The following is a 13,791-nucleotide window of genomic DNA, read 5'->3' as shown; positions in this document are numbered from 1 at the left end:
CGTTAATAGGAGGAAAAAGTGGCTGATCGCTGTTGTAAACAACGTAACAGAAATCTGTAAGCAATTGGAAAAGTCATCTGTTTTCTGGCTCCCGCCATGCAACCGATTACAATTCTGACTTCCTTCATTTTCCGGAAATAGGCTTCTACTTAACATCAGTGCTTTTTATGATAGAATTGATTGTTTTGCCAGCACCACTTGCTTCTTTGTTGCAACGTTCTGTACTGTTACAGAAATGCTGTTGCTGTTTTACCGATGTTTTATCTCATCGAAACAGCAAGTATTCGCTAAAGCACAGCCAACAAATTTACTTTTCATGACCATCAATAAAATTTTCCCATTTCTGTTTTTGGTTCTGCTTTCCTGCAAGAAAAGTGAGAATAAAAATACAACTCCCGTCATCGCTACACTTGATGCTGCTGCTACTGTTCTTACAAATGAAAATAAACAAGTGATTCAAGGGTTTGGTTGTGCAACCGTTTTTACACCGCCGAATACAACTGCATTAACTTCAGAAGAGTTTGACCGATTGTTTGGTTCAGCAAACGGACAAGTGGGATTGAATATTCTCCGAATAAGAATAGCTTCTGATGATGCATGGAGAGCAACTGAATTGAACTATGCAAAGGCTGCCATACAACGTGGAGCAATTATTCTTGCCAGTCCGTGGAGCCCACCAGCCCGGATGAAAACAAACAACAGCATTATCAGTGGCAAACTGATTCCGGATAGTGCCGCTGCATATGCAAAATACCTGAATGATTTTGCGCTGTATATGGCGAACAACGGTGCCCCTCTACATGCAGTATCTGTGCAGAATGAACCTGATTGGGATACCAATTATGAAAGTTGTGTTTGGACCGGAACAGAAATGAGAGATTTTTTAAAGAACCACGGTGCTGCCGTTACTGCTACTAAATTAATGGCGCCTGAACTGGTGAATAACAATCAAACCTATATCAATACAATTTTAGCCGACGATGCTGCCGTTGCCAACCTCGATATTTTCGGTACGCATATTTATGGTGGTGGCATTATCGATAACCCGCAGATCAGAAGTAAAGGAAAGCAGATCTGGATGACAGAACATCTGGATACGCTTTCAACCTATTCATCTGGTATTAGTACTGCTGTTGAAATACACGATTGTTTGACAAAAGCAAATTTCAACGCCTACATATGGTGGTATGGTAAACGATTTTACGGACCGATAGGACAGGATGGGATTGTTACAAGACGTGGATATATTATTTCGCATTTTGCAAGGTTCATTAAACCCGGCGCAGTAAGAGTAGGTATGTCGGCAAATTCAAGATTGGATGTATTGCTATCAGCTTATAAAAATGGATCTAAAAAAGTAGTGGTAGCGATCAATGTAGGTTCGTACAATGTGAAGCAGAAAATTACATTTGATGGTGTAACTGCAGCTTCATTTGTTCCGTATGTAACCACCTCAACCAAGAACGTTGAGCAAGGCACAGCTGTAGCATCAGCTAATAACAGTTTTGAATTTACATTACCTCCCAACAGTGTGGTAACGTTTGTAGAACAATAGTAGAAAACAGAAAATGATAATCATGTTAGTTTGTTAAGGGTCATAATCAACAACGGGGGGATGTGTCTTCATTCCCCCTCTTTTAAAACCAAAATGTACATTTCGTTATGTTGTTATTAGGAATTGATATTGGTACTTCATCTATAAAAGTGTCGGTTGTTGATGCGCAAACGCAGGAGCGTATTGTGTCGGTGAGTTATCCCGAAACTGAAACGGAGATCATTTCAAAACAACCCGGCTGGGCCGAACAGTCACCTCTCAATTGGTGGGAACATACACAGCAGGCAATTTTAAAAGCGAACGCAACGAAAAAATATAACCCGATCGATATTCAAGCGATTGGCATCTCCTACCAGATGCATGGATTGGTAGTGCTTGATAAAAACAACAACGTGTTGCGTGACAGCATCATCTGGTGCGATAGTCGTGCAGTTGAAATCGGTAACCAGGCATTCGATGAAATTGGTCCATCAAAATCATTACAACATTTATTAAACTCACCGGGCAATTTCACGGCAAGCAAACTGGCTTGGGTAAAACAACATGAACCTGCTCTTTACGAACAGATCAGTAAAATCATGTTGCCGGGCGATTATATTGCTTTGCAACTAACGGGCTCTGCCACAACAAGTATCTCTGCATTATCGGAAGGCGTGTTCTGGGATTTTGTGAAGAATGAATTGTCGGAAGATGTGTTCAATCATTATGGTTTTAGTAAATCAGTAATCCCTGAAATCAGAGATGTGTTTACCGAACACGGACAGCTTTCACCTGCAAACGCTGCGACGCTGGGATTAAAATCAGGAATACCTGTTACCTACAAAGCAGGTGATCAACCAAATAATGCACTCTCATTGAATGTACTGGAAGCTGGTGAAGTAGCAGCCACGGCTGGTACAAGTGGTGTAATTTATGGAGTGAGCGATCAGCTTACGTTTGATCCGCAATCACGTATCAATAGTTTTGCACATGTTAACCATACCGCAACACAAAAGCGTATTGGGGTGTTACTTTGCATCAATGGAACCGGTATTCTCAACCGTTGGGTAAAAAACACAACCGGAAATCAATCATACAAAGAAATGAATGAAGCTGCAGCAACGGTTTCAATTGGCAGCAATGGTTTATTCGTACTCCCGTTTGGCAATGGCGCAGAGCGAATGCTTGAAAATAAAATTGCGGGCGCACATGTGCAGCAACTTGATCTCAACATTCATACAAATGCGCATCTGTACCGTGCTTCGCAGGAAGGCATCGCATTCGCATTCCGCTATGGCCTGGATATTATGCGGGAAAATAAAATGAATCCGTCGATCATTCGTGCAGGCAAAGCCAATATGTTTTTAAGCGATGTGTTTACCAAAGCATTTGTAAATACATTGAATATACCGGTAGAGCTGCACAATTGTGATGGAAGTGTAGGTGCAGCGTTGGGTGCAGGTATTGGTGCAGGTATTTACAAACATCCGAAAGAAGCATTCAGCCATGCAACACCATTAGCTGTGGTTGAACCAGACGGTACAGCACAACAGTATAATGCTTTATATGAAGAATGGAATACATTGCTTCAGAAACAACTGAGTTAAAAACAACCAATCGATAACGCTGCTGCACAACAGCAGGCAAATAAACAACCAATGACAGTAGTAACAGGACAAACAGAATTTTTCAAGGGTATTCCTCAAATCAAATTTGAAGGAGCAGGAACCGATAACCCATTGGCATTTCGCTGGTATGATGAAAACAGGATCGTAGCCGGTAAGAGTATGAAAGAATGGTTACGGTTTGCCTGTGCTTACTGGCACAGCTTTGTAGGCAGCGGTGCAGATCCGTTTGGCGAACCAACGCATATTTTTCCATGGGATTCGAAGAGCGATGCAGTTGAGCGTGCAAAAGATAAAGCTGATGCTGCATTTGAATTTATCACCAAATTGAATCTGCCTTATTATTGTTTTCATGATGTGGACGTGGTGGATTATACCAACGACATCAATGAAAATGATCGCAGGCTTCAGGCATTAACACAATACCTCGGCGAAAAGCAGGCAGCAAGTGGTGTAAAGCTTTTATGGGGTACTGCCAACCTGTTTTCAAACCGCCGTTACATGAATGGTGCTGCTACCAATCCCGATTTTCATGTGCTCACTCACGGAGCAGCACAAGTGAAAGCGGCATTGGATGCAACCATTGCATTGGGTGGTGAGAACTATGTGTTCTGGGGTGGACGTGAAGGATATATGAGCTTGCTCAATACCAACATGCAACGTGAAAAAGAACATCTTGCCCGTTTCTTACACACAGCAAAAGATTATGCACGCAAAAATGGTTTTAAAGGAACGTTCTTTATTGAGCCAAAACCTTGTGAACCAAGCAAGCATCAATACGATTATGATTGTGAAACAGTGATTGGCTTTTTACGTCAGTACGATCTGTTGAATGATTTCAAAATTAACATTGAAGTAAACCATGCAACATTAGCCGGTCATACATTCCAACATGAATTACAGGTAGCTGCTGATGCAGGTGTGCTTGGTTCAATGGATGCCAACCGTGGCGATTATCAAAACGGCTGGGATACTGATCAGTTCCCGAATAATGTAAATGAATTAGTAGAAGCAATGCTGGTGGTTGTTGAAGCCGGTGGTCTTGCAGGTGGAGGTATCAACTTCGATGCGAAGATCCGCCGTAACAGTACCGATCCGGAAGATCTGTTCCATGCTCACATTGGTGGTATGGATACATTTGCCCGTTCACTCATTATTGCAGATGATATTTTACAGAAATCTGATTACAAAAAAATCAGAACTGATCGTTACGCTTCATTTGATAGTGGTAAAGGAAAAGAATTTGAAGAAGGGAAACTTTCGCTGGAAGATCTGCGTGCTTATGCATTAGAAAACGGTGAACCTGCAGCGAAAAGCGGCAAACAGGAATATCTGGAAAATATTGTGAACCGCTTTATTTAAAATGAACAGTTGTTTGTTTACAACGTTGTCGTTTTAAACAAACAAATTTATAAAATGAGTTGCGACTGTGTTGCCGTAAACGGGTAAGTTACAGTTGCAACTCATTTTTTATTTTCTCAGTGCTGAAAATGAAGGATAAGAAACTCTTCTGTATTAATTTCGTAAAAAAGAAATACTATGTTGATGCATCAAACCATGCGCTGGTATGGACCAAATGATCCGGTAAGTTTAGCTGACATTCGCCAGGCCGGTTGTGCAGGTGTTGTTACAGCTCTTCATCATGTGCCTGTTGGCGACATCTGGACAAGCGATGAGATCCTCCTCCGTAAACAACTGATCGAAGATGCAGGTATGACGTGGACGGTAATCGAAAGTCTGCCTGTGAGTGATGATATCAAACGTCAGTCGGGCAACTATATGTATCACATAGAAAACTATAAAGCAAGCTTGCGTAATATCGCCGCTTGCGGATTGAAAGTGGTAACGTATAATTTTATGCCGGTGCTCGATTGGTTACGTACAGATATTGCCTACCCGATGCCGGACGGCAGTACAGCACTTTATTTCAACCGAATTGATTACGTAATTTTTGATTTGTTCTTATTACAACGCCCTGATGCAATTGCGGATTATTCAGCAGAAGAGATTGCAAGAGCGAATGAACGCTTTGGTGCGATGGATAAGGAACAACGTACAAAACTCTTCAGCAATATGATGCTGGGCCTTCCCGGCAGTGATGATGCATTTACGCCAGAACAGGTATTGACAGAATTAAAAAAATACGAAGGCATTACTGTTGCAAAACTCAAAGAACATTTGTTTTATTTTTTACAACAGGTGGTTCCGGTTGCCGAAGAATGCGGTTTGAAAATGGCGATTCATCCCGACGATCCTCCCTACTCTGTGTTGGGCCTGCCACGTATTATGAGTACGGAACAGGATGCTGCTGATCTGTTAGCTGCAGTTCCTTCACCTGCAAACGGATTGTGTTTCTGCACAGGTTCGTTTGGTGCAAGGAAGGATAATAATGTTCCTGCCATGTTGAAACGTTTTGGTGACAACATTCATTTTCTTCATTTACGGAATACCAAGCGTGATGCAGAAGGAAATTTTTTCGAAGCCGATCATTTAGCTGGTGATACAGAAATGTTTGATGTAATCAAAGAAATTGTATTACTGCAACGCAGAAGAAATATTTCACTTCCGATGCGTCCCGATCACGGTCATCAAATGCTCGACGATCTCAAGAAGAAAACATATCCCGGTTATTCTGCAATTGGCCGCTTAAAAGGTTTGGCTGAATTGAGAGGGGTAGAATATGCATTGGATAAAGCGCTTTAATTTTCGGAGGCTGGTATCAGGACGTTGAAAACGTCAGATACCTTGCTTATATCATCCCATCAAACAAAAGCTTCTTACTTTCGATGAAAGAAGAGTCGTAGTATGCCTGTAAACAAAAGTGCCGCTATCCGCTATCGCATCATCGATCGTTGTTTGCGTAACCGTCAACACAAATACCCTACGAAGGAATACATCCGTCAGCGGTGTATGGAAGAGTTATACGGCGATATGGCAGATGACATTTCAGTTTCCACCATTGAAAAGGATATGATCGCCATGCGTGAAGATGCGGGACTGGGTTATTTTGCTCCCATTAAATACGATCGTTTACACAAAGGTTATTTTTATGAAGATGCTGAGTACAGCATCGATGGCATGTCGTTGAATGAAGATGAGAGTGAAGCGTTACGCAGCGCCGCACATACGCTGAGTTTATTTGCCGATGTTCCGCTGTTTGAAAATCTGAAAGAAGCGATTGAAAAGATCAATACCCGTTTATCGCTTTCAGCAAATCTTGAAGACCCTTCGATTAATCAATATGTACAGTTTGAAAAACCGGTGACACAAAAGGGGAAAGACTGGATCAAACCATTGTATGAAACCATTGTCAACCGGTTGCCGATCACGTTTACCTATTTCAATATTTACAAAAACGAAACACGTTCACACGAACTGGAACCCTACTTGTTGAAAGAAGTGCGTAACAAATGGTATCTCATCGGCTGGACGAATAAGCACAACAATTTTACTACCTATGCACTCGACCGTATCACTGGTTTAGAGAAGGGAACCAAAGCATTTAAATACCGTCGTGATTTTAATCCGGATGATTTCTTTAAATATTCCACCGGCATTATGGAAGGTCCAAAGCCAAAAGAGAAAGTTGTAATGGAAGTATATGGTCCTGCATCCCGCATGTTGCAGGTAAGCCCGATGCATCATACACAACAGATCATTAAAGAATCAAATGATAAACTGGTAGTTGAATTAGAAGTTACCGTGACAGAAGAGTTTGTTCATCAGCTATTGGGTATTTGTAATGAAATGAAAGTGATCAAACCTGCGTCGTTAAAAAAACGAATGAAGGAAGAACTGAAGAAAGCGATGGGGTATTATTAACAATTTTTCTTTGCGCCCTTCGTGCAAAGCTTTGTGAACTTTGTGCTGCAATTTTTTTACACGAAGAACACGAGGGATTCACAAAGTGCACAAGTATTAACGCCTACCCTTCCTCCAATCCCAAGGTGCTATAGGATCTTTTACAGACCACAATCCCACTCTTTTTTTCTTGCCAGCAACTCAGCATTTGCCAATTCCCTGTTCGATGAGTATTGCTTGAAGTGCCATGCCATACCCTGCAACACCAGCTCTTTGTTGATCCATTTCTTTTGTGCATCATACAGCTCAGCAATTTTTCGCTTGTTACGATCAACATCTGTTACCACAACCGTTAACAGCTGACCATTGCACAATTGAGCCAGCAATTGCTTCGATGCATTGGAAAAATCCTGTTTCTTTTCAGGCGCATCAATACCAGCGAGTCGAATGCGATGAAGGGTTGTGCCAACCAACAAATCGAATGTATCACCATCAATAATCTTCACCGCCTTTCCTTTCAATACAGTTGTACGACTGATCGGTATTGCAGAGATAGTCATCAATAAAATGTAAATCAACAATAATCGCATGCTTCTATGGTCTTTCAGCTTAAACGTATTTAACTCACTTTTCGTTTGTGCAGGAAGGTAAACGATGTAAGTTTAGCGGTTGTATCCATTTCACGTACACCCCACTTTTTGCAAAAACCAACAGGCGCCAGAATAGCGTACGCATAATCAACAAAAAACTGTACAAACAACGCATCGCCTTCCTTGTGCTTTGGCATTACAAATGTTTTGCTGATCGCTCCTTGCGCATCTACCAATATCACTTCCACATCAAACGAATACCCAAACCAAACAGCACTTTGCTGATCGGTACCGGGAAAATGTAAAACCAATGGTTTACGGAAACTATGTACCGAACGATGGTTGAGCGATTGATAAATTTCAGCTGTGGTAACGGCTTCTTCCGCTTCAACCGGTGCCAGTTGCTGCTTACCATTGCCGAAACTGAAGTAGCATTTATTCGAAAAGGGAAACGAAAGCTGGTTCATATACACTGTTTTAGAATGTAAAAGAACGAACTCACTTTGCAGCCTATTTGCGGAGTGAATGTTTATTTTAAAGCCGGGTAGAAAGTTGAGGCATCAACCAACTACCCGGCTCCGGTTACCGTGCAGGAACTGTTACTTTACTTTACAACTTCTGCTTTATAACCTGCTTCTTCCACAGCTTTGATCACTTGTTCGGCAGTAACCGATTGATCAGCTTCAATACGAAGTATTTTTTCAGGATTTGCAACATCAACTTCCCAATTATCTTCGCCAGCTACTTTATCCAAAAAAGGAGTTGCAGTCGCTATACAGCCGGAGCATTTGATGTTTGTTTTAAATGTAAGTGTGTTCATTGTTGTTTATTTTAAAATGTAAAATTAAAATTTGGTTGAGCTGTTGTTGTTATACAATTGATACAGCCGGTTATAACATTTTCAGATTAGAGTGTTGCAAGTTTCAAGCGCAAGCTGTTACTTACAACGCTTACGCTGCTCAGCGCCATGGCAGCACCTGCAAGCATAGGGTCAAGTAAAAATCCATTGATGGGATATAAAATACCTGCCGCAATTGGAATACCAACGAGGTTGTAAATAAATGCCCAGAACAAATTTTGTTTGATGGTTCGTACTGTTTTATCAGAAAGCTTCAAAGCCTTCGGAATACTATTCAAATCAGAAGTGATCAATGTCATCTTTGCAACATCCATTGCAATATCACTCCCTTTGCCCATGGCAATACTTACATCGGCTTGCGCAAGTGCATGACTGTCGTTAATTCCATCGCCTACCATTGCTACCGTTTTTCCTTGCTTTTGTAGGGTTTCAACAAAAGCTGCTTTATCAGCCGGCAATACTTCTGCCTTGTAATGCTTCAACCCTACTTCTGCAGCAATTGCTTTTGCCGTTTGTTGATTATCGCCCGTGAGCATATACACTTCAATACCTTGTTGCTCCAGTGTTGCAATGGCTTGCTTTGAACCCTCCTTTACACGATCGGCTATCGCAATAATACCAATTACCAATTGGCCTTCTGCAAACAACAACACTGTTTTTGCCTGCTCCTGTAACTGCGTAACCTGCTGTTGTAAATTTTCAGGAATGCGTATTTCTCTTTCCTGCATCAGCCTGCTGTTACCAACAACATATTTCTTTTGCTGATACTTTGCAGCAATCCCTTTGCCTGTAATACTTTCAAACTGTTGTACTGAAACAGCTTTGCTGTTTTGTTCTTCCAGGTACTGTGTCACAGCTTCTGCCAAGGGATGTTCCGATTGCTGTTCAATTGAAAATAAAATATTTTTTACGTCCTGTTGATTTACTGCCGGATCTAATACCATATCGGTTACTCTTGGTTTCCCTTCTGTAATGGTTCCTGTTTTATCAAGTATCACTGCATCTACTTTATGCGCCAGTTCAAGACTCTCCGCATCTTTGATCAGTATATTATTTTCTGCTCCTTTACCAACGCCCACCATAATGGCAGTTGGTGTAGCCAACCCCAATGCACAGGGACAAGCAATCACCAATACGGTAATAGAAGTTAACAACGCATGCGTAAAAGCCTGTTCGCCACCAACGATCATCCAAATGATAAACGTAAGAATTGAAATACCGATCACAACCGGCACAAAAATGCCTGCAATTTTATCAACCAGTTTTTGTACGGGCGCTTTACTGCCTTGTGCCTGTTGCACCATTTTTATAATTTGTGCCAGCAAGGTTGCAGCTCCTACTTTCTCTGCTTTGAAACGAAAACTTCCTTTTTGATTGATGGTGCCGGCAAATACTGCATCATTTGCTTTCTTCTCTACGGGAATTGGCTCACCGGTGATCATACTTTCATCTACAAATGATTCGCCTCCAGTCAATCTTCCATCCACCGGAATTTTTTCACCGGGCTTTACCAACAACACATCATTGATCTTTACCTCGCTCACCGGTATTTCTTTTGTTTGCTGATCTGGCAATAAGAGAGTAACTGTTTTCGGTTGCAGCCCCATTAATTTTTTAATAGCAGAGGAAGTATTTGATTTTGCTTTTTCTTCCAGCATTTTACCCAATGAAATAAATGCAATTACAACGGCGGCTGCTTCAAAATAAACATGCGCATGTAAACCACGGTTGTGCCAAAACGAAGGATAGAACGTATTGAATGCACTAAACAAATAAGCAATACCTGTACTCAACGCAACCAGCGTATCCATATTGGCTTTGCGATGTGTTGCCTGTTTATATGCGTTTACAAAAAAGCTTCGGCCAAAATAACCAACTACCGGTGTTGCCAATATCAGCATGATCCAGTTGGCATACGGCATATCCATCAAAAACATGCCGATCACAACAATGGGTACTGAAAGTATACTTGACCAAATGGTTCGTTGCCGGATGGCTTGGTATTGTTTTTCCTGTGCAGCTTCTTTTACTTCCTGTTGATTTTCTTTTTCAATCACCAGATCATAACCAATCGAGCGGACTGTATTTTGCAACATGGCAGGCGTTGCAACAGCCGGATCGTATTCAACCCATGCATCCTGATTGGCAAAGTTTACACCAGCATTTTTTACACCTTCTACCGATTGCAACATCGATTCCACACTCACGGCACAAGCCGCACAGGTCATTTCAAGAACAGGAAATGTTTCTTTGATAAAATCACCTGACTTTTGTGATTTCTTTTTTACTTCCGGATAGGTGGCTTCGTGTATCATAACAATGTTTTTACAAAGCTACCACCAACCGTTGCCGCTGCTCTTACAGCATTCGTCAGGAATTGTATAAAATTTTCAGGAGTTGATCTTGTCAAGCGGTTTGCGCCTGTTATCTTTCACTTGTTTGAAGTGTGTGGGAGTTAAACCTGTAACTTTTTTAAACTGTTGTGACAGATGTTGTACGCTGCTATAGCCCAATTCAAATGCAATATCACTGAGATTTTTTTCGTCGTACATCAAGAGTTCTTTCACTTTTTCGATTCGTTGAAGGATGCTGTACTTTTCAATCGTAATTCCTTCTACCGATGAAAACAATGTACTGAGGTAATGGTAATCCATCCCGAGTTTTTCTTCAAGTATAACAGATAGTTTTAGATTCAACTCATCTGCATCTTTTCCATGTATCAATGAAACGATGGTTGTTTTTATTTTTTCAACCGTCTTGGATCGCTTATCATCAAGTAATTCAAAGCCCTGCTTTTCTAAGTTTAATCGTAGTTGATCGAGTTGAGCCTGATAGGGATTTTCGCTCAACTCCACTTCACCCAACTGAATATTTTTATAGTCCAACTGCAACTCATCCAATTGCTGCCGCACCACCATTACGCAGCGGTCGCACACCATATTTTTGATATGAAGCGTTGTACTCATTCTCGTACAAAAGTAGTTAAAGCAGAAATAAAAAAATGCATAGCTCTTAGCTATGCATTTACGATTGGACTAAAAACGGGAATTATAAGTCATCGATCACCTTATACTTTGGCACTAAGGATTTCATTACCAACCACGCAATCAAATATGCAACTGCACAAATGGCAAACATAATTGTATAAGAGGTGGTCATTTGTGCCAGCACCAATGGTTTTTGCAATTGCAGCAACTGATCAAACGAAGCAGCATCTACTGTTTTCAATTGATCTGATACTTCTTTTGCAAGTCCACTCAATTCAGATTGATTCAGATCAATTGAATCGCCATATTTATTTACCAGCTTCATATTCTGGATCTTCGAAAGATAATCGCCCAGCCCATCTGCTTTTGCTTTTACCCATGCATCAGCAATACCGGCTGCTTTATAACTATCAAACAAATAACCTCCAAGCTTCGACATAATCACACCACCTAAGCCACCTGCCATACCACCGATACCCACCACCGAGCCAATTGCTTTTTTTGGAAACATATCACTTACTGTAGTAAAGATGTTGGCACTCCATGCCTGGTGTGCAGATGCACCAATACCGATCAGAATTACCGGAACCCAAAAACTATAACCACCAAACGGCTGTGCAAATAATACGACCAATGGAATAAGTGCAATCAAAAACATTGCTTTCATCCGACCATCGTATGGTGAATATCCTTTCTTGAAATAATAAACAGGGAACCAACCACCACCAATGCTGCCAAACATTGTCATACTGTAAAGAACAGTTAACGGAAGAGCAATTTCTAAACTCGTCATCCCGTATTGTGCTTTTAAGTAAGCAGGCAACCAGAACAGAAAGAACCACCACACACCATCGGTCATAAACTTACCAAACGTAAACGCCCATGTTTGTTTATAGCCTAAGAGTTTTGTCCATGAAACTTTTTCAACTTTTGCATCCGTTGAAACAACCTGGTCTTCTTTATCGCTGTTGATATAATCGAACTCAGCTTTGCTTAAACGTTTTTGTTCGGTTGCTTTATCATAAAAAATTAACCAGAAGATCAACCATAAAAATCCGGTTGCGCCAATTAAAATAAAAGCCATTTCCCATCCCCAGTTTGCACCGATCCAAGGAACTGTCAATGGTGCAAGAATAGCACCTACGTTTGCACCTGAGTTGAAGATACCTGTTGCAAAAGAACGTTCTTTCTTCGGAAAATATTCGGCTGTTGCTTTAATAGCTGCAGGAAAGTTACCGGCTTCACCAAGTGCAAGTACAGCACGACCGATCATAAAACCAACAACGGATACACTAACGGATGCCATACCTAAAAAACCAAGAACGGTAGCGGCCGACTGACCAATTGGAATAGCCAACGCATGCAGAATAGCACCTATGCTCCAGATGATGATGGCCCATGCATAACCTTTCTTTGTGCCAAGCTTATCAATAAACCTTCCGGCAAACAACATACTGATGGCATAGCCAAATTGAAATACTGCGGTGATGTTTGCATAATCACTGTTGCTCCAGTTGAAACGTTCTGCTAATACAGGTTGTAATAAACTCAATACCTGTCTGTCGAGATAGTTCACTGTGGTAGCAAAGAAGAGTAGAGCACAGATCGTCCACCTGTATTTACCTATGGCTTGTTGCATGTTCGTTGTTTTGTCCGCCGCTTATAAACGCTTTGATCCGTTCTTAAACGAGAAGTGGTTATTATTTTTTTACTGATGCAATAATGGCAAGCACGTCTTTGGTTGCTTCTTCCATCGCTGCATAATCTTTTGCTTCCATTAATTTTTTGCTGATGAGTTTGCTACCCATACCCACTGCACATACACCTGCCTTGTACCAGCTCTCAATACTTTCTTTGGTTGTATCTACACCACCTGTTGGCATAAACAACAATTTAGGGAAGATATCTTTAATAGTGGTTAAAAACTCTGTACCCATCATATTACCGGGAAATAACTTGATAAACTTAATGCCTGCATTTTCTGCTGCAATAATTTCAGTTGGAGTCATACAACCCGGTGCATAAAAAATATCATTCGCTACGCAATAGGCAGCAACTTCAGGAACAAAGCCGGGGCTTACTAAAAAGTCAGCGCCTGCTGCCATATAATCTGTTGCATGTTGCATGTTCTTAATAGTACCAACTCCTAATAACAAACCGGGCATTTCAGCATTACGCAGTTGCACCATTTTGGTGAAGTTGGCCAATGCCGCATCGCCACGATTGGTGTACTCAACTGCTTTGATGCCTGCTTTGTAAATCGCTTTTAAAACATCAAGACTTACTTCTTCGCTTGGATTAAAATACAAAGGGAGAATACCCTGTTGTACAATTGCATCTGATATCTGTTGTGTTTTGCTCATTTGAATCGTTTTAGTTTTTACTCATTATTCAT

Annotated in this window: 12 protein-coding genes; 5 read left to right on the top strand and 7 right to left on the bottom strand. The window is 41.1% G+C overall.

Annotated elements, in window-relative coordinates:
* Window positions 1-316: 316 nt before the first annotated feature.
* The 5 genes from WG989_RS06945 to WG989_RS06925 all read left to right on the top strand — a co-directional run bounded on the left by WG989_RS06945 (window position 317) and on the right by WG989_RS06925 (window position 6,981).
* Window positions 317-1,555 carry a glycoside hydrolase family 30 protein gene (locus tag WG989_RS06945; protein WP_340428278.1) on the top strand — a complete coding sequence of 413 codons (1,239 nt, stop codon included), beginning with the start codon at window positions 317-319 and terminating at the stop codon, window positions 1,553-1,555.
* A 107-nt stretch (window positions 1,556-1,662) separates the two neighbouring features.
* A complete protein-coding gene (locus WG989_RS06940; protein WP_340428277.1) occupies window positions 1,663-3,141 on the top strand; it encodes a xylulokinase in 1,479 nt (492 codons plus the stop codon).
* Window positions 3,142-3,192: 51 nt separating this feature from the next.
* Window positions 3,193-4,521: a xylose isomerase gene (gene xylA, locus WG989_RS06935; RefSeq protein WP_340428276.1), complete on the top strand. Its 1,329-nt coding sequence runs from the start codon at window positions 3,193-3,195 to the stop codon at window positions 4,519-4,521.
* Window positions 4,522-4,698: 177 nt separating this feature from the next.
* Window positions 4,699-5,862, top strand: coding sequence for a mannonate dehydratase (uxuA, locus tag WG989_RS06930; RefSeq protein ID WP_340428275.1), 1,164 nt, complete (start codon window positions 4,699-4,701; stop codon window positions 5,860-5,862).
* 102 nt (window positions 5,863-5,964) lie between these two features.
* The gene (locus WG989_RS06925) at window positions 5,965-6,981 is read left to right on the top strand and encodes a helix-turn-helix transcriptional regulator (protein ID WP_340428273.1); all 1,017 of its coding nucleotides are present in this window, start codon (window positions 5,965-5,967) and stop codon (window positions 6,979-6,981) included.
* A gap of 140 nt (window positions 6,982-7,121) precedes the next feature.
* Here the strand turns inward: WG989_RS06925 and WG989_RS06920 are convergent, their stop codons facing one another.
* The 7 genes from WG989_RS06920 to WG989_RS06890 all read right to left on the bottom strand — a co-directional run bounded on the left by WG989_RS06920 (window position 7,122) and on the right by WG989_RS06890 (window position 13,759).
* Window positions 7,122-7,550: a thermonuclease family protein gene (locus WG989_RS06920; RefSeq protein WP_340428272.1), complete on the bottom strand. Its 429-nt coding sequence runs from the start codon at window positions 7,548-7,550 to the stop codon at window positions 7,122-7,124.
* A 29-nt stretch (window positions 7,551-7,579) separates the two neighbouring features.
* Window positions 7,580-8,017, bottom strand: coding sequence for a hypothetical protein (locus tag WG989_RS06915; protein WP_340428271.1), 438 nt, complete (start codon window positions 8,015-8,017; stop codon window positions 7,580-7,582).
* Window positions 8,018-8,154: 137 nt separating this feature from the next.
* Window positions 8,155-8,370 carry a heavy-metal-associated domain-containing protein gene (locus WG989_RS06910; RefSeq protein ID WP_340428270.1) on the bottom strand — a complete coding sequence of 72 codons (216 nt, stop codon included), beginning with the start codon at window positions 8,368-8,370 and terminating at the stop codon, window positions 8,155-8,157.
* A gap of 86 nt (window positions 8,371-8,456) precedes the next feature.
* The gene (locus WG989_RS06905) at window positions 8,457-10,724 is read right to left on the bottom strand and encodes a heavy metal translocating P-type ATPase (RefSeq protein ID WP_340428268.1); all 2,268 of its coding nucleotides are present in this window, start codon (window positions 10,722-10,724) and stop codon (window positions 8,457-8,459) included.
* A 75-nt stretch (window positions 10,725-10,799) separates the two neighbouring features.
* Window positions 10,800-11,375, bottom strand: coding sequence for an AraC family transcriptional regulator (locus WG989_RS06900; RefSeq protein ID WP_340428266.1), 576 nt, complete (start codon window positions 11,373-11,375; stop codon window positions 10,800-10,802).
* 82 nt (window positions 11,376-11,457) lie between these two features.
* On the bottom strand, window positions 11,458-13,035 hold the full coding sequence (locus WG989_RS06895) for an MFS transporter (protein WP_340428265.1): 1,578 nt from the start codon (window positions 13,033-13,035) through the stop codon (window positions 11,458-11,460).
* Window positions 13,036-13,096: 61 nt separating this feature from the next.
* Entirely contained in the window at window positions 13,097-13,759 is a 663-nt protein-coding gene (locus WG989_RS06890) for a beta/alpha barrel domain-containing protein (protein ID WP_340428264.1), read from the bottom strand.
* Between the last annotated feature and the right edge of the window lie 32 nt (window positions 13,760-13,791).

The sequence above is a fragment of the Lacibacter sp. H407 genome, from assembly GCF_037892605.1.
Taxonomy (GTDB): domain Bacteria; phylum Bacteroidota; class Bacteroidia; order Chitinophagales; family Chitinophagaceae; genus Lacibacter.
Note: the sequence above shows the minus strand (reverse complement) of the source record. Positions and strands in the feature narration are given on the sequence as shown.